This is a genomic window from Mesorhizobium sp. WSM4836 (assembly GCF_055811815.1).
In genome coordinates this window covers 236,163-254,434 of sequence record NZ_JBVVQF010000004.1, presented here as the reverse complement: position 1 = coordinate 254,434, position 18,272 = coordinate 236,163, and the positions used below count along the sequence as shown (strand labels likewise).

Below are 18,272 nucleotides of genomic sequence, written 5' to 3'. Positions count from 1 at the left end.
GTCCTCCGGTTTTCAGAAAAGGATCAGGCGATGGCGGTCGTCTCGACGGGCTTCGCCATGTCGACGACCGTCCATCCTGGCCGATATGGATTGGGCCGGCGACCCGTTTCGCGAAAGCCGTAGGCCTTATACAACGAAACGTTCCGTTCCATTCTGGCATTGGTGTAGAGCCGGATTTCAGGCAAGCTCCACAGGCGGGTCTGTTGCTCCGCCCAATCGAGCAGCGCTATGCCGAAACCCTTGCCTTGAAAGGCGGGCGCAACGGCGACGCTGAAGATCATTGTGTGGTAATCGTGCCGTTCGAGAACGATCAGGCCAGCCGGCTGTCCGTCCTGCTCCGAAAACCAGACTTCGCCGCGTTCGATACGCGGCGCATAGTCTTCGGTGACCGGGATCGGCGGCGCTCCGAACAGGGCAGTGTAGGGCGCGTAGGCGTCGGTGGTGAGCGAGACCACCGTGGGGAGATCATCGGCCCGAGCGGCTCTCATGATCAAAACTGGCCCGCGCCGGCAGCGGCCGCAATCACCTTGTCCATGCCCGCGGCGATCGCGGCGACGGCATTGCGACTGGCGTCGCCCAAGCCGTGGCGTTCCGCCAGCCAGTGTGCGTTATTGTAGGAGAGCCAGACCTTGCCTTGCTCGTCCTCCCAAGCCAGTGCCTTGACCGGCAGATCGATACCGGCAAGCTGCCGGTCCTGCATCAGTGGCGTACCGCCTTTCGGATTGCCGAAAATCAGGAGCTGGGTTGGACGCAGTAATGTTTCGTCACTGCGCGCACCAGCGGCGTGATCAATGCGGGCGAAGACCAGCAATCCTGCACGTTCCACAGTCTCGACCAGGCGATCGATGGTTTCGGTCACGCCGAAGTGGCTTTGGACCGTGATGAGACCGTTCTTTGTCATCACTCCGCCGCTTCGCGCTTGCCTCCGGGGCGCCGCTCCAGCAACTCCCTCAGGAACTGCCCCGTATAGCTGCGTTTTTCGCGAACGATGTCCTCAGGCGTGCCGGACGCCACCAACTCGCCGCCACCGTCGCCCCCTTCCGGGCCAAGATCGAGAACCCAGTCAGCGGTCTTGATCACCTCTAGATTGTGCTCGATGACGACGACCGTGTTGCCCTGGTCAACCAGCTCGTGCAGGACTTCAAGCAGCTTGGCGACGTCGTGGAAATGCAGACCGGTCGTAGGCTCGTCCAGGATGTAGAGCGTCTTGCCTGTCGCCTTGCGCGACAGTTCCTTGGCAAGCTTGATGCGCTGCGCCTCGCCGCCCGACAAAGTCGTTGCCTGCTGGCCAACGTGGATGTAGCCGAGGCCGACCCGCTTGAGCGTCTCCAGCTTGTCGCGCACGCCGGGCACGGCGGCGAAGAAATCGACGCCTTCCTCGACTGTCATGTCGAGAACGTCGGCGATCGACTTGCCCTTAAACAGGACGTCCAGCGTCTCGCGGTTGTAACGCTTGCCGTGGCAGACGTCGCAGGTGACGTAGACGTCGGGCAGGAAGTGCATCTCGATCTTGATGACGCCGTCGCCCTGGCAGGCCTCGCAGCGGCCGCCCTTGACGTTGAACGAAAAGCGCCCCGGCTGGTAGCCGCGCGCCTTGGCCTCCGGCAGCCCGGCGAACCAGTCGCGGATCGGCGTGAAGGCGCCGGTATAGGTGGCGGGGTTGGAGCGCGGGGTGCGCCCGATCGGCGACTGGTCGATGTCGATGACCTTGTCGAGGAATTCCAGCCCCTCGATGCGGTCGTGCTCGGCCGGATGCTCGCGCGAGCCCATGATACGGCGTGACGCCGCCTTGAACAGGGTCTCGATCAGGAAGGTCGACTTGCCGCCGCCGGACACGCCGGTAACGGCGGTAAACGTGCCGAGCGGGATTTCGGCTGTGACGTTCTTCAGATTGTTGCCGCGCGCGCCGACGACCTTTAGCCGACGGTTCTTCTTGGGCTCGCGCCGCACGGCCGGCGTCGCCACTTCGAGTTCGCCTGACAGATATTTGCCGGTGATCGAGGCGGGGGTAGCCATGATCTGCTGCGGCGTGCCCTGGGCGATGATGTGGCCGCCATGGATGCCGGCAGCCGGGCCGATATCGACAACGTAGTCGGCATGCAGGATGGCGTCCTCGTCATGCTCGACGACGATGACCGTGTTGCCGATGTCGCGCAGATGCTTCAGCGTGTCGAGCAGGCGGGCGTTGTCGCGCTGGTGCAGACCGATCGACGGCTCGTCCAGCACGTAAAGCACGCCGGTCAGGCCGGAGCCGATCTGCGAGGCAAGACGGATGCGCTGGCTCTCGCCACCCGACAGTGTGCCGGAGTTGCGCGACAGCGTCAGATAGTCGAGACCGACATCGTTGAGGAAGCGCAGCCGCTCGCGGATTTCCTTGAGCACGCGCACCGCGATCTCGTTCTGCTTGTCGTTGAGCGAAGCGGGCAGGTCAGTGAACCACTGGTCGGCCTTGCGGATCGACAGCTCCGTGACCTCGCCAATGTGCTTGCCGGCGATTTTGACCGCGAGCGCCTCGGGCTTCAGGCGATAGCCGCGGCAGGCCGGGCAGGGTGTGGCCGACATGAAGCGCTCGATCTCCTCGCGCATCCAGGCGGATTCGGTTTCTTTCCAGCGACGCTCGAGGTTGGGAATGACGCCCTCGAAGGTTTTCGTCGTCTTGTAGGAGCGCAGGCCGTCATCATAATGGAACGTGATTTCGCGCTCGCCGGTGCCGTGCAGGACGGCTTGCTTTGCCTCCTCGCTCAGATCCTTGAACTTGTCGCCGAGCTTGAAGCCATAGGCAACGCCCAGCGCTTCCAGCGTTTGCGCATAATAGGGCGAGGTCGACTTCGCCCACGGGCTGACGGCGCCAGCGCGCAGCGAGACATTCTCGTCGGGCACGACCAGGCTGGCATCGATGGCGCGTTGGCTGCCGAGCCCGTCGCAGGTCGGGCAGGCGCCGAACGGATTGTTGAAGGAGAACAGCCTGGGCTCGATCTCGGGAATGGTGAAACCGGACACCGGGCAGGCGAATTTTTCCGAGAACAGCATGCGTTCATGCGTCTCGTTCTTCGATTTGTTGACCGAATCCTCGCCGGTCTGGCTGGCGTCGAGCGGCTTGTCGGCAAATTCCGCTACCGCCAGTCCGTCGGCAAGCTTCAGCGCGGTCTCGATGGAATCGGCGAGCCGCGTTGCCAGATCGCCGCGCACGACGATGCGGTCGACGACGACGTCGATGTCATGTTTGTACTTCTTGTCCAGCGCCGGCACGTCGGCGATCTCGTAGAAGACGCCATCGACCTTGACGCGCTGAAAACCCTTCTTCTGCAGCTCCAGCAGTTCCTTGCGGTACTCGCCTTTGCGGCCGCGCACCATCGGCGCCAGAATGAACAGCCGGGTGCCTTCCTCGACTGCAAGCACCCGGTCAACCATCTGCGAAACCGTCTGGCTCTCGATCGGCAGGCCGGTGGCTGGTGAATAGGGTACACCGACGCGGGCGAACAAAAGCCGCATATAGTCGTAGATCTCGGTGACGGTGCCGACAGTCGAACGTGGGTTCTTCGAGGTGGTCTTCTGCTCGATGGAGATGGCTGGCGACAGGCCGTCGATCTGGTCGACGTCCGGCTTCTGCATCATTTCGAGGAATTGCCGTGCATAGGCCGAAAGGCTCTCGACATAGCGGCGCTGGCCCTCGGCGTAGATGGTGTCGAAGGCGAGCGACGACTTGCCCGACCCCGACAGCCCGGTCATGACGATCAGGCTGTCACGCGGCAGGTCGAGGTCGACATTCTTCAGATTGTGTTCGCGTGCCCCGCGAATGGAGAGGAATTTATGGTCGGCCATCGCCGGTCGCCGCCTCAGAATCTGGAATTCATGGGATGGGCGGGTTTTCCCGACCACCCCCTATGTAGGTAATTTCGTCGCCTTTTCGAGAGACGCCACAACTCTCGACTAGAGCGTTTAACCGTCTTTCGCGCGAACGGGCAAGCGGAAAGAACAAAGGCCGAACACGCTCCTGACAAAAGCTGCCCGTACAGCCGGCTTCACAAAGCGTCTCGCGATCACATTTTTCGGTAACCGGCTATTCAAGGTTGACGTCTCTGCGCCATGGGGCCAGACTCCAGACGTCAACGAAGCCGGCCGTCTTTCGATGGCGTCGCGGCCTGGGGCTAGCCTGCGAGACGCCGCGGGTTATGCGATGAGCGCTTCGACGACAGTCGCAACGAACAGCAGGAGAGCAGAGGCATGACTCCACCGGATAGTCCCTTGAGGCTCCACGTGTCGTTGGAGCCGCGGCAGGTATAAGTAGCCAGGTCAGGCGTTTAGCGCTACCTGCCAACGTTGACCTGCCGATCCCACAACAATCAGAGACTGCGAGTCGGATCGTCGGCTGAATGCCGCGAAGCATCCGAATAAAAGGCCGGCATGAAACTCCCGGCATTTGGATTTTAGATCCAAGAAGCCCCGTCAATTGCACAAGCAATGGCGGGGCCGTTCGTTTGAAGCGCACATTTGTGGTGCATACCAGGCGAACTTAGCGTTTGGGGGGCCTGATCCCGCCGGTAGCGACATCGATGGTTATGCTACCGGAAATCCGAACATCGGTATCGCCGATCTTGAACGTGCCGTTACCGCTGCTTGGAACCACGTCGTCGGGCTCGGGCTCGGCGATGCGATAGTCGCTGGTCACACCGGGCAGGGCTCCCTGTTGCGAAGATGTCGAATTATCTTGGGCAAGTGCCATGCCCACCAGCATGTTCGTGCCGGCAATGGTGGCGATAGCAAGGCGTAACAGGCCGGATGAACGGTTCGCGATCATCACCCGACTATAGTGCCGCGGTAGCGGCAAGACCACACTGACGGCGCTGAAATTGCTGGCGCTCAGTCGCCTCAGCGCCGGCCGCCAGCACTGATCGTTCATGCGGCCTGCTTGCGAGTATCAAAAACATGGTCGACGAGGCCCCAATCCTTGGCTTCCTGCGCAGTCATGAAAAAGTCGCGGTCGAGCGTGCGTTCCACTTCTTCGTAGGTGCGGCCGCAATGGTGGGCGTAAAGATCGGTCATGCGCCGCTTGGTGCGAAGGATGCCCTCGGCGTGGCGCTGGATGTCGGAGGCTTGGCCCTGGAAGCCGCCGAGAGGCTGATGCAGCACGATGCTGGTGTTGGGTAGCGCGATGCGCCGCCCCGGCGTGCCGGCCATCAAAAGGAACGAGGCCATCGAGGCGGCGAAACCCATACAAACGGTGGAGACCGGGCAGCTGATATACTGCATCGTGTCGTAGATGGCGAAACCGCTGGTCACCACGCCCCCCGGCGAGTTGATGTAGAGCGAAACCTCCTTGTCGGGATTATCGGATTCCAGCGACAGAAGCTGGGCGCAGACGAGTGCCGAGGTGCTATCGTCGATCGGACCGTTAATGAAGACGATGCGCTCGCGCAGCAGCCGCGAAAATATGTCGAAGGCGCGTTCGCCGCGGCTCGACTGCTCGATCACCATTGGGACCAGATTGGCAAGGCCGCTCATCGTTTGTCTCCGTTGACTATTGTCGTTCAGGCCGCGCGCAGGAAGAGGCGCGGCGTCTTTGCGGCGATCTGCTTATGCCCGGGATTGCGCGCTTCAAACGAAAGTCGGCAGCCGGCGCCTGCCATCGCGATCTCCGGCGCTGCTGCCCGAGCAAAACCATCATGGACGATGCGCAGATGCGTGCCGCCGGAAACAGTGCGGTCAAGCGTAAAGGTGACGATGCTGTCCACTGGGCTATCGCTCATTGGGCTGTCCACCGGGCTGCCGGGCGGCACTTGCGTATTGCCGGGCGCTGGCCGCTCCCGCCAGGAATAGCGCAGCAGCCGACCGGGATCCGCGTCGAGGATTTCGCACTCGATCGGCGCATTCGGCGCTTTAAAGGCAAAGCGGTTGCCGACCTTTGGTTCAATGTCGTTCGGCATCATCCAGGCCGCGAGCAGGTCCGGCACCGTCAGCGCCCGCCACACTTTTTCCGGCGGCTCGGGCAGCTCGCACTCAAACTCGATCTTGTCTGCCGTCATTTCCGCGCGTTCGTTGCCTCGGCTGGTCATTGGTCCATGTCCTTCAAAACCGTCTTGAGCCTTTCGATGCGCTCGGGCCAGAACGCACGGTAGCGTTCGATCCAGCCGAGCAGCGGCGCAAGCCCCTTCGGATCGGCGCGGTAATAGGCGTTGCGGCCGGCCCGGCGCTCGACCACAAGGCCGGCGCCGCGCAGCACGGCGAGATGCTGCGATACCGCCGGTTGCGATACCGGCATGCCAGTGCGCAGTTCCGATACCGTCATCTCGCCATCGGCGAGCCGCTCATAGACGGCGCGACGCGTTGGATCGGCCAGTGCCCGAAAGATGTCTGCTTCGATCATTCCGAAAGCATAAGTCGACACTTATCGGTTTGGCAAGCCATGTTTTTAAGACAGGCGGTGTCTTTACGACGGGCGAGATTTTACAAACGCGTCGGAAGCCAGCGTCTCAACGTGTCGGGGGATCCGTTGAACGTCGCCTCGAAAACTGGTGACGCGAGCACGGCGTGAATATGAAGTATTTGGGAGCCGACGTTTCGGAAGCCATGTTGCCTGTGCGCGGCAACAACAAGCGACTGTCCGGCAGTCAAGACGACATGCTCTTCGTCGATCCACATCTCGGCCCTGCCGGCGATGACGGTAAGCACTTCCTCGACCGGGTGCCAATGTGTCGGGGCGCCAACGGCTGGTTCGACCCATTGTTCGAATATGCAAAGTTGAGTTGCGCCGTTGCGGGCCGACACATGCATTCGGGTCTTTACTCCCGCCCGCCATTCTTCTTGCGGCTGATCGTCATGCGCAACCATCTTCATTGACTTCGCCTCGATCTCAGGGTTCGTGGAAATTCGACGACAAGACATTACTTGTTACTGACATCTATTGACAGTGCGGGGTCTTTAACCTAGAACGAAAAGAGAACAAAAACCTTGTGGGAAAAGGCAGCGACGGCAGGCAGGGATTATCCATGGCCTGTAAGGTGCGGCGACAAAAAATTTGGTTTCGGATGAGCGCGGAGAAGTGTCATGGCGGGTAGCGTCAATAAGGTCATTCTGGTGGGCAACCTCGGGGCGGACCCTGAAATCCGCCGCCTGAATTCGGGTGACCCGGTCGTCAACATTCGCATCGCGACGTCGGAAAGCTGGCGCGACAAGACATCCGGAGAGCGCAAGGAAAAGACCGAGTGGCACAATGTCGTGATCTTCAACGACCAGATCGCCAAGGTGGCCGAGCAGTATCTGAAGAAGGGCATGAAGGTCTATGTCGAGGGCCAGCTGCAGACGCGCAAATGGCAGGACCAGACCGGCAATGACCGCTATACGACCGAAATCGTGTTGCAGAAATTCCGCGGCGAGCTGCAGATGCTCGATGCACGGGGCGAGGGCGGCGGCCAGGTCGGCAACTATGCTGGTGGTGGTGCGAGCCGCGGTTCCGATTTCGGCCAGTCCGGCCCGGGCGAAAGTTTCAATCGCGGTGGCGCCAACAAGGGCGGCGGCGGTGGTTCGTCACGCGAGCTGGACGACGAAATCCCGTTCTGATTTTTTCGGGGCGGACTGCCCTTACGGCGAAAAGCGCCAGCACCTTGGCCACGAATTGGCGTCCTGAAAATCTGTCCTGGATTTTCGGGACGTTGTGCGTTTGAGCGGTGAAAGGACGTATCAGGTGAAAGCAAGGATCAAATGGGTCGAGGAGCGCACTTTCGTTGGCGAGTCCGCCAGTGGGCACAAGCTGGTGCTAGGCACTGCGTTCGGGCCGGAGGGCAAGACGCCGGGGCCGAGCCCAATGGAACTGGTGCTGATCGGCACCGGCGGCTGCTCGGCCTATGACGTGGTCCATATCCTGGAAAAGGGGCGCGAGGCAGTTGAAGATTGTGTGGTAGAACTCGATGCCGACCGTGCAGAAGCCGATCCCAAGGTGTTCACCCGCATCCACATGCATTTTGTCGTCAAGGGCCGGGCGCTGTCACACGACAAAGTGAAGCGGGCGATCGGGCTTTCGATCGAGAAATACTGCTCGGCCTCGGCAATGATGGCCAAGACTGCCGAGATTACCCACGACTTCGAAGTCATTGAAACGACAGCGAAGTAGGGCAGTTCCTAAGTCGCCATCAGCGCCTTGATGCCGTCGGCGACGAACTGTACGGCGAGCGCCGCCAGGATGACGCCGAGCAGCCGGGTCAGGATCGAACGGCCGGTTTGGCCGAGGATACGGTCGATGCGCTCTGACAGCACGAACACAAGGTAAGTGATGACAAGGCAGATCGCGATGATGCCGACAAGTGCTGTCTGCGCGCCAAGACCCTGAAACGAGCTTGAGAGCAGGACCGTCGCCGAAATCGCGCCGGGACCCGCAATAAGCGGAATCGCCAGCGGGAAGGCGGCGATGTTGTGGATCATGTCTCTGGTGATGGCGACGTCGCCGATCTTCTCCTTACGGTCCTGCCGGCGCTCGAACACCATTTCGAAAGCGATGAAGAACAGCAGAAAACCGCCGGCGACGCGGAAGGCCGGCAGGGTGATCCCGAACACTGACAGGATCGACGCGCCGGCGATTGCAAACAACGCCATCACCAGGAAAGCGATGATCGAAGCGCGCACGGAGACCTGGTTGCGCTCCTCGCGGTTCATGCCGCGGGTCACGGCGAGGAAGAGCGGCGCCAGGCCGGGCGGATCGATGGTCACGAGAATGGTGACGAAGGCATTGAACAGGCTGTCGAAGCTCGGCATCGCTGACCCTCCCGCCGGACATGCCGGATAGCGGGATTGGTAGAGCAAAGCGGGCCCGGTGGAAACCGTGCGGATCAGGGATTGGCCCGTCGCGCCAGGAACTCGACTTCGAGACGCCAGGTGGCGCCGTCGTCGTGCGAGCGTTCGCCCAGCCAGCGGAACGAATTTTCGGTGATCCGGGAAAAGCTCCAGCGCACCGAGGCGCCGGTGCCGTCAGCGCCTTCCTGGATGATGTTGTCACCTTCGGCGCGGCCGAGCTGGCGGCTGTAATACTGGTTGCGCGGATCGCTCCAGAAGATGTGCCAGGCGTCGACGCCCGGGTCGTAGACGCGCAACGTCGTGCCGTAGAAGGTCCATTTGCCGAGCGAAGGCGAAGGGCCGGCGTCACGAGAAGGCAGGATCCATACGTCCTGGACAGCGCGGCCTTCGAGCACCCAGCCGAAATGCACCTCACCGCGCCCGGTCAGCACCTGACCGTCCTCGAGATAGCGCGTGGCGTCGAACGTCCAGGCGCCGACGAAGCGGCCGTAAAGGTTCAGTTTTTCTACCAGATTATCGGCCGGTCCATCGCTGTGCAGCGCTTTGGCAAAGGAATTGGACATGGCTTCGCTCTCGTCGTGTCAGCAGACCGCAAGCATAGAGCCCGACAGGGGTTCTGCGCTTGGGAAAAATTGCTATCTTCGCCTCATGACGACGATTGCGCATAGGCTGGCGTCGGGCCGAGGCTGGCAGGTGTCGGATGTCATCTGCACCGCCAGCGCCGCCGACAGCCCATTCGAGGAAGAGCATCGGGATTTCTGCGTCGCCGCCGTGACCAGCGGCACCTTCCGCTATCGTGCGCGCCAGGGAACGGCAATGCTGGCGCCGGGCGCACTCCTGCTCGGCAATCCCGGCACATGCTATGAATGCGGCCACGAGCATGGCGCCGGCGACCGCTGCCTCTCCTTCCATTTCGGAACGGCCTATATGGAGCGGATCGTCGCCGACGTGCCGGGCGCGAAGACGCTCGATTTCGGCACGCCGCGCCTGCCGCCCTTGCCGGCGCTGGTGCCGCTGCTTGCCGAAGCGGAGACGGCGCGCGAGATGGCCGACACCGGCGCGTTCGAGGAACTCGCCCTGCGCATTGCCGGTGCATCCGTGGCAGCGGCTAGCAGCAATACGGATCGGGAACGGGCGCCGAGCCGCCGTGACCAGAAGCGTGTCGCCGAAGCGGTGCGGCGCATTGAAGTCGATGCCGACCGGCCGATTTCGCTTGCCGAACTTGCCGACGAGACCGCCACCAGCCCTTACCATTTCCTGCGCACCTTCCGGCACGTCGCCGGCATGACGCCCTACCAATTCCTGCTGAGAACGCGGCTGCACAGGGCAGCCGTGCGGCTGCGGACGTCGGATCAGGCGATTTCGGCGATCGCCTTTGCGGCGGGATTCAACGATCTATCGACCTTCAACCGCCGTTTCCGGCGGCTGATGCGCGAGACGCCGGGCACCTATCGCGCCCGCCGGCGACGCTCGTGAAAAGGGTGCCACGGCCATATCGTCGCAATTGGTGTATCCTTTTGAATTTGCCGCTAAAAACCACACTGGAAAACTGCCGCGATTATTGGAGTTTCGGGTCGGCTTCCTATATAAGCACCAAGTGATTCCTGATTAGATTGTGATCCGATTTGACCGACCAAAAGACACCGCGCGGCGCCGACGGCGGCCCCACCGGCATCGAGCCGATATCCATCATCGAGGAGATGCAGCGTTCCTATCTCGATTACGCTATGAGCGTCATCGTTAGCCGCGCGCTGCCGGACGTGCGCGACGGCCTCAAGCCGGTGCATCGCCGCATCCTCTACGCCGCCTATGAGAGCGGTTACCACTGGAACCGCAAATATGTGAAATCGGCGCGCCCGGTTGCCGATGTGATGGGTAAATACCATCCGCATGGCGACGCTTCGATCTATGACGCCTTGGTGCGCATGGCGCAGGACTGGTCGCTGCGCGTGCCGCTGATCGACGGGCAGGGCAATTTCGGCTCGATCGATGGCGATCCGCCGGCGGCTATGCGCTACACGGAATCGCGGCTGACCAAGGTCGCGCATGAGTTGCTGGAAGACATCGACAAGGACACCGTCGATTTCCAGGACACTTACGATGCCTCGGGCAGCGAACCGAAAGTCCTGCCGGCGCGCTTCCCGAACCTGTTGGTCAACGGCTCCGGCGGTATCGCCGTGGGCATGGCCACCAACATCCCGCCGCACAATCTGGGCGAGGTCTGCAACGGCGCCATTGCCCTTATCGACAATCCGGCGATCGACCTGCCGGCGCTGATGGAAATCGTTCCTGGACCCGATTTCCCGACCGGGGGCATCGTGCTTGGCCGCTCCGGCATCTACGGCGCCTATTCGACCGGCCGCGGTTCGATCGCCATGCGCGGCCGCGTCAACATCGAGGCGCGAGGTAACGACCGTGAATCGATCGTCATCACCGAGGTCCCCTACCAGGTGAACAAGGCGTCGATGATCGAGAAGATGGCCGAGCTGGTGCGCGAGAAGCGCATCGAAGGCATTTCCGACATTCGCGACGAAAGTGACCGTCAGGGCTACCGCGTGGTCATCGAACTCAAGCGCGACGCCGTCCCCGACGTCATTCTCAATCAGCTCTACCGCTTCACACCGCTGCAGACATCCTTTGGCGCCAATATGGTGGCGCTGAACGGCGGCAAGCCGGAATTGCTGACGCTGACCGACATGCTGAAGGCGTTCGTCGGCTTCCGTGAAGAGGTGATCAGCCGGCGCACGAAATTCCTGCTGCGCAAGGCGCGCGACCGCGCCCATGTGCTGGTCGGCCTTGCCATCGCTGTTGCCAACATCGATGAAGTCATCAAGCTGATCCGCAGCGCCCCGGACCCGCAGACGGCGCGCGAGCAGTTGATGGAGCGGCGCTGGCCTTCGGGCGACGTGGAATCGCTGATTCTTTTGATCGACGACCCGCGCCATCGCATCAACGAGGACGGCACCTACAATCTCTCCGAGGAGCAGGCGCGCGCCATCCTCGAACTGCGCCTGCAGCGCCTGACCGCGCTCGGCCGCGACGAGATCGCCGACGAGCTGAACACGATCGGCGACGAGATCAAGGACTACCTGGACATCCTGTCGTCCCGCGCCCGCATCCAGCAGATCGTCAAGGACGAGCTCGTCGCAGTGCGCGACGAGTTCGGCACACCGCGCCGCACCGAGCTCGCCGAGGGCGGGGCGGACATGGAAGACGAGGACCTGATCCAGCGCGAGGACATGGTCGTCACGGTCAGCCACTCCGGCTATATCAAGCGCGTGCCACTATCACTCTACCGGGCGCAGCGCCGCGGCGGCAAGGGCCGCTCCGGCATGTCGACCAAGGAAGAGGATTTCGTCACCCGGCTGTTCGTCGCCAACACGCACACGCCGGTACTGTTCTTCTCCTCGCGGGGCATCGTCTACAAGGAAAAGGTGTGGCGCCTGCCGATCGGCAACCCGCAATCGCGCGGCAAGGCGCTGATCAATATGCTGCCGCTCGAACAGGGCGAGCGCATCACCACCATCATGCCGCTGCCGGAGGATGAGACGAGCTGGGGCGAGCTCGACGTCATGTTTGCCACCACGCGCGGCACCGTGCGCCGCAACAAGCTTTCGGACTTCGTCCAGGTGAACCGCAACGGCAAGATTGCCATGAAGCTGGACGAGGAAGGCGACGAGATCCTCGGCGTCGAGACCTGCACCGACAATGATGACGTGCTTTTGACGGCAAGTTCCGGCCAATGCATCCGCTTTCCGGTCAGCGACGTACGCGTCTTCCAGAGCCGCAATTCGGTCGGCGTGCGCGGCATTGCGATGGCCGATGGCGACCGGGTGATCTCGATGGCGGTGATCGAGCATGTCGATGCGCCGCCGGCGGAGCGTGCTGCCTACCTCAAGCGGGTGGTGGCCGAACGCCGGCTCGCCGCCGACATTGCGGCCGGCGAGGAGGAGGAAATCCAGCTCACCAATGAAGAGGTCGGCGAAGAGGCGGAGCTTTCCGACGAGCGCTACGAATTCCTCAAGGCACATGAGCAGTTCGTGCTGACGGTGACCGAATATGGCTACGGCAAGCGTTCGTCGTCCTACGATTTCCGTCTGACCGGCCGTGGCGGCAAGGGTATTCGTGCCACCGACGTGTCGAAAACGGCCGAAATCGGCCGCCTGGTGGCGACCTTCCCGGTCGGCAATGACGATCAGATCATGCTGGTTTCGGATGGCGGCACCGTCATTCGCGTCCCGGTCAACGGTATTCGTTTCGCCAGCCGCGCCACCAAGGGCGTTACCATCTTCAATACCGCGGAGGGCGAGAAGGTCGTTTCGGTGGAGCGGATTTCAGAGCCGCAGGCGGACGAGGAGATAGAAGAGAGTGTTGAGGTTGAAGGTGGCGCTGTTGCCGGTACCGAAGGTGGGGAGCCTGATACCACCGTCGAGTGAGTTTGCCACGACGGCGCCAGCCCTATCGGCCGGCGTTGCGAAGAAACCCTCGCAAGCTACAAGTTGCGATAAGGCTTGCGGTTGCCGAAGCCTTCGAACCGCTTGGTATTAGCCTTGGCGCGGACACGCTGTGCTTCCTGATGCAACCCGAATACGGTAGCGATCAGCATGGCGACGGTCATTGCGGTGGCGAGCATGTAGATCAGCATGTGCGTGTTCTCCTGCGCCTAACAACGATTAGATGGGTGTTTGGTTTCATCTTCTGCAGCTGCAGCTTGGTGAACACTGCGTGACGCCGTTGTGAGCGGCACATTCATCTGTCGTTCACGTCGGCCAAAAGGTTCATGGGGCGAGCTGGCGATCGCATTTGCCTTTAGGAGAGAGGCTCGCTAGAAGCACCTGCCATGACCGAACGCATCGCCCTTTATGCCGGCTCTTTCGACCCGCTGACCAACGGCCATCTCGACGTGCTGAAGGCGTCGCTGGCCGTGGCGGATACAATCTATGCGGCGATCGGCATCCATCCCGGCAAGAAGCCGTTGTTTTCCTTCGAGGAACGGGTCAATCTGATCGAAACCGCAACGAAGGCGGAATTCGGCAGCGACGGTGCGCGTATCAAAGTTGTCGCCTTCGACGGGTTGGTCATCGATGCGGCCAGGAAGCATGGCGCCTCGATCATGATCCGCGGCCTGCGCGACGGCACCGATCTCGACTATGAGATGCAGATGGCCGGCATGAACGAGACCATGGCGCCGGAGCTGCAGACGGTTTTCCTGCCCGCCAGCCCTTCAGTGCGCACCATTACCGCCACACTTGTGCGCCAGATAGCTTCGATGGGAGGCAACATCCGCCCCTTCGTGCCGGCGGCCGTAGCCGGCGCGCTCACCGTCAAATTCGCGAAATAAACGCATGCCGCCCAAAAGGCCGGCTTGGGGTAACGACATGCATGAACGAAGATATTCGGAGAAAGATCCCATGCAGCTGAAAAAGCTTGCCTTTGTGCTTGCCATGCTTGCCGGTCTTGTGACCGCCTCCGTGTCGGCCTTTGCCGCCGATCCTGAAAACACCATGATCGTAACGCTGAAGGACGGCGATGTGACCATCGCGCTGAGGCCCGACCTTGCGCCGAAGCACGTCGCGCAGATCAAAAAGCTGGTGCGCCAGGGCGCCTACGACAACGTCGCCTTTCACCGCGTCATCGACGGCTTCATGGCACAGACCGGCGACGTCAAGTTCGGCAACATGAAGAGCGGCTTCAATGCCGACGCCGTCGGCACCGGCGGCTCCGATCTTCCTGACCTGCCGGCCGAATTCTCCAGCACGGAACACTATCAGCGCGGCGTGGTCGGCATGGCGCGCTCCGACGATCCGAATTCCGCCAATTCGCAATTCTTCATCATGTTCGCGCCGGCACCGCCGCTCGATGGCCAGTACACCATGGTCGGCAACGTGGTCAGCGGCATGGAACTGGTGGACCACATCAAGAAAGGCGACGAGGCGCAGAACGGGACGGTGACCGACCCCGATCGCATGATCAAGGTGCGTATCGCCGCCGACGGCAAGTAGACCCAAGTTTCAAAAGGATATTTCTGACATGGCCGAGATCAAGGACCGCGAGAACGCGCTTATCATGGACACGACCAAGGGCAAGGTCGTCATCGAATTGTTTCCAGACCTGGCGCCCGGCCATGTCGGCCGTATCAAGGAGCTGGCGCGCGAGGGCGCCTATGACGGCGTGGTCTTCCACCGCGTCATCGACGGCTTCATGGCGCAGACCGGCGACGTCAAGTTCGGCAATTCCAACAAGCCGTCTTTCGCGCCGTCGCGCGCCGGCACTGGCGGTTCCGACAAGCCCGATCTGAAGGCCGAGTTCTCCAACGCCAATCACGGCCGCGGCACCTGCTCGATGGCGCGCTCGCAGAACCCGAACTCGGCCAATTCGCAGTTCTTCATCTGCTTCGACGATGCCGCCTTCCTCAACCGCCAATACACGGTATGGGGCCAAGTTATCGAAGGCATGGACAATGTCGACAAGATCAAGCGCGGCGAACCGGTGCAGGATCCCGACAAGATCGTGTCGCTCAAGGTAGCGGCAGACGTGAAATGACCGGCCGGGCTGTCGCGGCTATCGCATTTGTGCTCGTCGCGGCGGCCACTCCGGCGCTGGCGACGGAATCGATCGTTTGCAGCGCCGAGGGCGGCGCGGCATCGATCGACGTTTTGATGGGACACACGGCCGTCATTGCGGTGGCGCGGGTTTGGCTGGATGCCGGCGGCAAGACATGGACCACGGACGGCCAGCCGGATTCAACCAAAGTAATCGTCGGGCAGGCATTCGAAGACGACGGGCGTATGCTTATCGACCTCACCGACGAGGGCCTCAGCTCGATCATCGCCAAATTGCGGCTGATCAAGGCCAGCGAGCAGTCCAGTTTCGCGATGGGCGGCACATTGAGCATAGACGGTGTCGGCGCCTGGGCGGTGACCTGCCCGGAACCTTGAGGCGGGGATTTCTTGCGCGTCGATCTTTTCGACTTCGATCTGCCGGACGAGCGCATCGCGCTTCGCCCAGCCGCGCCGCGCGACAGCGCCAGAATGCTGGTGGTCAGGCCGGGTGAGGGGCTCAAGGACCGGACGGTGCGCGACCTGCCGTCCCTGCTCAAGGCCGGTGATGTGCTGGTCTTCAACGACACCAAGGTCATTCCGGCGCAGCTGAAGGGCATCAGGCGACGCGGCGAGGCGACGGCGCAGGTCGAAGCCACGCTGCATATGCGGATGGCGCCCGACCGCTGGCTCGCCTTCATGCGTCCGGGCAAGCGCGTCGCCGCCGGCGATCGCATCCATTTCGGTCATGACGCGAATTCCTGCTTTCTCGGCCAGCTCGACGCGACGGTGATCGACAAGGGGGAAGGCGGCGAGGTGCTGCTCGGCTTCGACCTGTCAGGTCCGTTCCTCGACGAGGCGCTGCACGCCGTCGGCCACATCCCGCTGCCGCCCTACATCGCCTCCAGGCGTGACGACGACGAACGCGACCGCAGCGACTACCAGACCATTTATGCCAGGGAGGAGGGCGCCGTCGCCGCGCCGACGGCAGGGCTGCATTTCACCCCGGAGTTGTTTGCCGCGCTCGACGCCAAGGGCATCGAGCGCCATTTCGTCACGCTGCATGTCGGCGCCGGCACGTTTTTGCCGGTGAAGGCGGACGACACCGCCGACCACAAGATGCATGCCGAAACGGGTTCGGTCAGCCTGGAAACCGCCGAGGCGCTGAATGCGGCGAAAGCAAGAGGAGGGCGCATCGTCGCCGTCGGCACGACATCGCTGCGCTTATTGGAGAGCGCGGCTGGCGAGGACGGCAGGCTGGGCGCATGGTCGGGCCCGACCGACATCTTCATCACCCCCGGCTATCGCTTCAAGACCGCCGACATATTGATGACCAATTTCCATCTGCCGCGTTCGACGCTGTTCATGCTGGTTTCGGCATTCTGCGGTTTGCAGACGATGCGCGCGGCCTATGCGCATGCCATCGAGAACCGCTACAGGTTCTATTCCTATGGAGACGCAAGTCTTCTGTTCAGGGAGGATAATCATGGACGATGACATGGAAACCTTCGACCGCGAAGCCTTGATCGCCGAGATCAGGAAACTGCGCGCCGGCATCCGCCAACATCGCGACGCCACCGGCCATGATCTGTGCTGGCACCATCCCGACCTGTGGTCGCTTTTGCCCGAAAAGACGGAGCCGGCGATTGCCGTGCCGCCGTGGCCGAAATTCATGCGCGGCTGCATCCGCTACCGGCAATCACTCGACAAGCAGGCTCCGGACGCGCCGGTATTCGACAAGGAGTTCGACGGTTAGGGAATTCGATGACTAACGCATTCACCTTTAACGTGCTGGCGACCGACGGCAGGGCACGGCGTGGCGCAATCACCATGCCACGCGGCGAAATCCGCACGCCCGCCTTCATGCCGGTCGGCACGGGCGGCACGGTGAAGGCCATGTATATGGATCAGGTGCGCGGCCTCGGCTCGGACATCATCCTTGGCAATACCTACCACCTGATGCTGAGGCCCGGCGCGGAGCGCGTGGCGCGGCTCGGCGGCCTGCATGAATTCGCCCGCTGGCCGTACCCGATCCTCACCGACAGCGGCGGCTTCCAGGTGATGTCGCTATCGAAGCTGCGGAAACTGACCGAGAATGGCGTGACCTTTCGCTCGCATATCGACGGCGGCGCCTACGAGATGTCGCCGGAGCGTTCGATCGAGATCCAGGGGCTACTCGATTCCGACATCCAGATGCAGCTCGACGAATGCACGGCGCTGCCGGCCAAGCAGAACGAGATCGAGCGCGCCATGGAGTTGTCGCTGCGCTGGGGCGAGCGCTGCAAGACGGCATTCGGCGAGCAGCCCGGCAAAGCGATGTTCGGCATTGTGCAAGGCGGCGACGTGCCGGATTTGCGGCTGCGCTCGGCGCGGGCGCTGAAGGCAATGGAGCTGAAGGGGTATGCGATCGGCGGGTTGGCCGTCGGCGAGCCGCAAGCGGTGATGCTGGAGATGCTCGACATCACTTGCCCGGAGCTGCCGGCTGACCGGCCGCGGTACCTGATGGGTGTTGGTACGCCGGACGACATCTTAAAGTCGGTGGCGCGCGGCATCGACATGTTCGACTGCGTGATGCCGACGCGGGCAGGGCGGCATGGCCTTGCCTATACACGGCGCGGCAAGGTCAATCTGCGCAACGCCCGTCACACCGACGATCCGCGCCCGCTCGATGAGGAAAGCGACTGCCCGGCGGCACGCGACTATTCGCGCGCCTATTTGCACCATCTGGTGCGCTCGCAAGAGGCGCTTGGGGCGATGCTGCTGACCTGGAACAATCTGTCCTATTATCAGCAGCTGATGCAGGACATCCGTGCCGCGATCGACGCGCAGACCTTCGAGGCGCGCGCGGCGGAGATATCAGAGGGCTGGGCGCGAGGCGATATTCCGGCCGTCTAGCGCGTCCCCGCGATTGACGGACTGCCTGCCCGGGAGCAGAGTTCCGCTGCGGGG

22 protein-coding genes are annotated in these 18,272 nt (G+C 62.3%); 11 read left to right on the top strand and 11 right to left on the bottom strand.

The annotated features are described in order from the left end of the window. Window positions 1-23: 23 nt before the first annotated feature. The 8 genes from AC0L2P_RS07380 to AC0L2P_RS07345 form a co-directional block, all read right to left on the bottom strand. The gene (locus AC0L2P_RS07380) at window positions 24-494 is read right to left on the bottom strand and encodes a GNAT family N-acetyltransferase (protein ID WP_473500549.1); all 471 of its coding nucleotides are present in this window, start codon (window positions 492-494) and stop codon (window positions 24-26) included. Further along, complete coding sequence (locus tag AC0L2P_RS07375; RefSeq protein WP_473500630.1) at window positions 491-901, bottom strand: DUF302 domain-containing protein; 411 nt, start codon at window positions 899-901, stop codon at window positions 491-493. Before AC0L2P_RS07375 ends, AC0L2P_RS07380 begins: the two co-directional genes overlap by 4 nt. Then, window positions 901-3,822 carry an excinuclease ABC subunit UvrA gene (gene uvrA, locus AC0L2P_RS07370; protein WP_473500548.1) on the bottom strand — a complete coding sequence of 974 codons (2,922 nt, stop codon included), beginning with the start codon at window positions 3,820-3,822 and terminating at the stop codon, window positions 901-903. The genes AC0L2P_RS07375 and uvrA overlap by 1 nt, the downstream gene beginning before the upstream one ends. Window positions 3,823-4,513: 691 nt before the next feature. Continuing rightward, window positions 4,514-4,900 carry a hypothetical protein gene (locus AC0L2P_RS07365; protein WP_473500547.1) on the bottom strand — a complete coding sequence of 129 codons (387 nt, stop codon included), beginning with the start codon at window positions 4,898-4,900 and terminating at the stop codon, window positions 4,514-4,516. Continuing rightward, complete coding sequence (locus tag AC0L2P_RS07360) at window positions 4,897-5,502, bottom strand: ATP-dependent Clp protease proteolytic subunit (protein WP_473500546.1); 606 nt, start codon at window positions 5,500-5,502, stop codon at window positions 4,897-4,899. The genes AC0L2P_RS07365 and AC0L2P_RS07360 overlap by 4 nt, the downstream gene beginning before the upstream one ends. Window positions 5,503-5,528: 26 nt before the next feature. After that, window positions 5,529-6,053, bottom strand: coding sequence for an SRPBCC family protein (locus tag AC0L2P_RS07355; RefSeq protein ID WP_473500545.1), 525 nt, complete (start codon window positions 6,051-6,053; stop codon window positions 5,529-5,531). Next, complete coding sequence (locus AC0L2P_RS07350; protein WP_376704334.1) at window positions 6,050-6,364, bottom strand: ArsR/SmtB family transcription factor; 315 nt, start codon at window positions 6,362-6,364, stop codon at window positions 6,050-6,052. The genes AC0L2P_RS07355 and AC0L2P_RS07350 overlap by 4 nt, the downstream gene beginning before the upstream one ends. Before the next feature lie 80 nt (window positions 6,365-6,444). Next, entirely contained in the window at window positions 6,445-6,771 is a 327-nt protein-coding gene (locus AC0L2P_RS07345) for a cupin domain-containing protein (protein WP_473500629.1), read from the bottom strand. Between the two features lie 273 nt (window positions 6,772-7,044). Here AC0L2P_RS07345 and AC0L2P_RS07340 point away from each other — a divergent pair, with 273 nt between their 5' ends. Further along, the gene (locus tag AC0L2P_RS07340) at window positions 7,045-7,557 is read left to right on the top strand and encodes a single-stranded DNA-binding protein (RefSeq protein ID WP_352448761.1); all 513 of its coding nucleotides are present in this window, start codon (window positions 7,045-7,047) and stop codon (window positions 7,555-7,557) included. Between the two features lie 124 nt (window positions 7,558-7,681). Further along, on the top strand, window positions 7,682-8,107 hold the full coding sequence (locus AC0L2P_RS07335; protein ID WP_473500544.1) for an OsmC family protein: 426 nt from the start codon (window positions 7,682-7,684) through the stop codon (window positions 8,105-8,107). A gap of 8 nt (window positions 8,108-8,115) precedes the next feature. Here the strand turns inward: AC0L2P_RS07335 and AC0L2P_RS07330 are convergent, their stop codons facing one another. Further along, complete coding sequence (locus AC0L2P_RS07330) at window positions 8,116-8,745, bottom strand: MarC family protein (protein WP_473500543.1); 630 nt, start codon at window positions 8,743-8,745, stop codon at window positions 8,116-8,118. Window positions 8,746-8,819: 74 nt separating this feature from the next. Continuing rightward, a complete protein-coding gene (locus tag AC0L2P_RS07325; RefSeq protein WP_473500542.1) occupies window positions 8,820-9,347 on the bottom strand; it encodes a hypothetical protein in 528 nt (175 codons plus the stop codon). 85 nt (window positions 9,348-9,432) lie between these two features. Here AC0L2P_RS07325 and AC0L2P_RS07320 point away from each other — a divergent pair, with 85 nt between their 5' ends. Both AC0L2P_RS07320 and gyrA read left to right on the top strand, forming a co-directional pair. Next, window positions 9,433-10,260, top strand: a complete 828-nt coding sequence (locus tag AC0L2P_RS07320) for a helix-turn-helix transcriptional regulator (protein WP_473500541.1) — start codon at window positions 9,433-9,435, stop codon at window positions 10,258-10,260. Between the two features lie 149 nt (window positions 10,261-10,409). Continuing rightward, on the top strand, window positions 10,410-13,220 hold the full coding sequence (gyrA, locus tag AC0L2P_RS07315) for a DNA gyrase subunit A (protein ID WP_473500540.1): 2,811 nt from the start codon (window positions 10,410-10,412) through the stop codon (window positions 13,218-13,220). 56 nt (window positions 13,221-13,276) lie between these two features. Here the strand turns inward: gyrA and AC0L2P_RS07310 are convergent, their stop codons facing one another. After that, window positions 13,277-13,429 (bottom strand): hypothetical protein, encoded by a 153-nt coding sequence (locus AC0L2P_RS07310; RefSeq protein ID WP_473500539.1) that lies wholly within the window; start codon window positions 13,427-13,429, stop codon window positions 13,277-13,279. Between the two features lie 195 nt (window positions 13,430-13,624). On the opposite strand from AC0L2P_RS07310, the gene coaD reads away from it, so the two are divergent. The 7 genes from coaD to tgt all read left to right on the top strand — a co-directional run bounded on the left by coaD (window position 13,625) and on the right by tgt (window position 18,218). Further along, window positions 13,625-14,125 carry a pantetheine-phosphate adenylyltransferase gene (gene coaD, locus AC0L2P_RS07305; protein ID WP_473500538.1) on the top strand — a complete coding sequence of 167 codons (501 nt, stop codon included), beginning with the start codon at window positions 13,625-13,627 and terminating at the stop codon, window positions 14,123-14,125. A gap of 70 nt (window positions 14,126-14,195) precedes the next feature. After that, on the top strand, window positions 14,196-14,786 hold the full coding sequence (locus AC0L2P_RS07300; protein ID WP_473500537.1) for a peptidylprolyl isomerase: 591 nt from the start codon (window positions 14,196-14,198) through the stop codon (window positions 14,784-14,786). 28 nt (window positions 14,787-14,814) lie between these two features. Then, on the top strand, window positions 14,815-15,327 hold the full coding sequence (locus AC0L2P_RS07295) for a peptidylprolyl isomerase (RefSeq protein WP_254817363.1): 513 nt from the start codon (window positions 14,815-14,817) through the stop codon (window positions 15,325-15,327). After that, complete coding sequence (locus tag AC0L2P_RS07290; RefSeq protein WP_473500536.1) at window positions 15,324-15,722, top strand: hypothetical protein; 399 nt, start codon at window positions 15,324-15,326, stop codon at window positions 15,720-15,722. The genes AC0L2P_RS07295 and AC0L2P_RS07290 overlap by 4 nt, the downstream gene beginning before the upstream one ends. A gap of 12 nt (window positions 15,723-15,734) precedes the next feature. Next, window positions 15,735-16,820, top strand: a complete 1,086-nt coding sequence (gene queA / locus AC0L2P_RS07285) for a tRNA preQ1(34) S-adenosylmethionine ribosyltransferase-isomerase QueA (protein WP_473500535.1) — start codon at window positions 15,735-15,737, stop codon at window positions 16,818-16,820. Beyond that, complete coding sequence (locus AC0L2P_RS07280; protein WP_473500534.1) at window positions 16,810-17,079, top strand: hypothetical protein; 270 nt, start codon at window positions 16,810-16,812, stop codon at window positions 17,077-17,079. The genes queA and AC0L2P_RS07280 overlap by 11 nt, the downstream gene beginning before the upstream one ends. Window positions 17,080-17,087: 8 nt before the next feature. Beyond that, window positions 17,088-18,218, top strand: a complete 1,131-nt coding sequence (tgt, locus tag AC0L2P_RS07275; protein ID WP_473500533.1) for a tRNA guanosine(34) transglycosylase Tgt — start codon at window positions 17,088-17,090, stop codon at window positions 18,216-18,218. The last annotated feature ends 54 nt before the right edge of the window (window positions 18,219-18,272 follow it).

Bases quoted from the DNA above. Each gene is read 5' to 3' on its own strand.
- tgt (WP_473500533.1), top strand. From the start codon at position 17,088: ATGACTAACGCATTCACCTTTAACGTGCTGGCGACCGACGGCAGGGCA.
- AC0L2P_RS07310 (WP_473500539.1), bottom strand. From the start codon at position 13,429: ATGCTGATCTACATGCTCGCCACCGCAATGACCGTCGCCATGCTGATC.
- AC0L2P_RS07360 (WP_473500546.1), bottom strand. From the start codon at position 5,502: ATGAGCGGCCTTGCCAATCTGGTCCCAATGGTGATCGAGCAGTCGAGC.
- AC0L2P_RS07325 (WP_473500542.1), bottom strand. From the start codon at position 9,347: ATGTCCAATTCCTTTGCCAAAGCGCTGCACAGCGATGGACCGGCCGAT.
- uvrA (WP_473500548.1), bottom strand. From the start codon at position 3,822: ATGGCCGACCATAAATTCCTCTCCATTCGCGGGGCACGCGAACACAAT.
- AC0L2P_RS07350 (WP_376704334.1), bottom strand. From the start codon at position 6,364: ATGATCGAAGCAGACATCTTTCGGGCACTGGCCGATCCAACGCGTCGC.
- AC0L2P_RS07280 (WP_473500534.1), top strand. From the start codon at position 16,810: ATGGACGATGACATGGAAACCTTCGACCGCGAAGCCTTGATCGCCGAG.
- AC0L2P_RS07345 (WP_473500629.1), bottom strand. From the start codon at position 6,771: ATGCATGTGTCGGCCCGCAACGGCGCAACTCAACTTTGCATATTCGAA.
- AC0L2P_RS07290 (WP_473500536.1), top strand. From the start codon at position 15,324: ATGACCGGCCGGGCTGTCGCGGCTATCGCATTTGTGCTCGTCGCGGCG.
- AC0L2P_RS07320 (WP_473500541.1), top strand. From the start codon at position 9,433: ATGACGACGATTGCGCATAGGCTGGCGTCGGGCCGAGGCTGGCAGGTG.
- AC0L2P_RS07330 (WP_473500543.1), bottom strand. From the start codon at position 8,745: ATGCCGAGCTTCGACAGCCTGTTCAATGCCTTCGTCACCATTCTCGTG.
- coaD (WP_473500538.1), top strand. From the start codon at position 13,625: ATGACCGAACGCATCGCCCTTTATGCCGGCTCTTTCGACCCGCTGACC.
- AC0L2P_RS07375 (WP_473500630.1), bottom strand. From the start codon at position 901: ATGACAAAGAACGGTCTCATCACGGTCCAAAGCCACTTCGGCGTGACC.
- AC0L2P_RS07295 (WP_254817363.1), top strand. From the start codon at position 14,815: ATGGCCGAGATCAAGGACCGCGAGAACGCGCTTATCATGGACACGACC.
- AC0L2P_RS07355 (WP_473500545.1), bottom strand. From the start codon at position 6,053: ATGACCAGCCGAGGCAACGAACGCGCGGAAATGACGGCAGACAAGATC.
- AC0L2P_RS07340 (WP_352448761.1), top strand. From the start codon at position 7,045: ATGGCGGGTAGCGTCAATAAGGTCATTCTGGTGGGCAACCTCGGGGCG.
- AC0L2P_RS07300 (WP_473500537.1), top strand. From the start codon at position 14,196: ATGCAGCTGAAAAAGCTTGCCTTTGTGCTTGCCATGCTTGCCGGTCTT.
- AC0L2P_RS07365 (WP_473500547.1), bottom strand. From the start codon at position 4,900: ATGAACGATCAGTGCTGGCGGCCGGCGCTGAGGCGACTGAGCGCCAGC.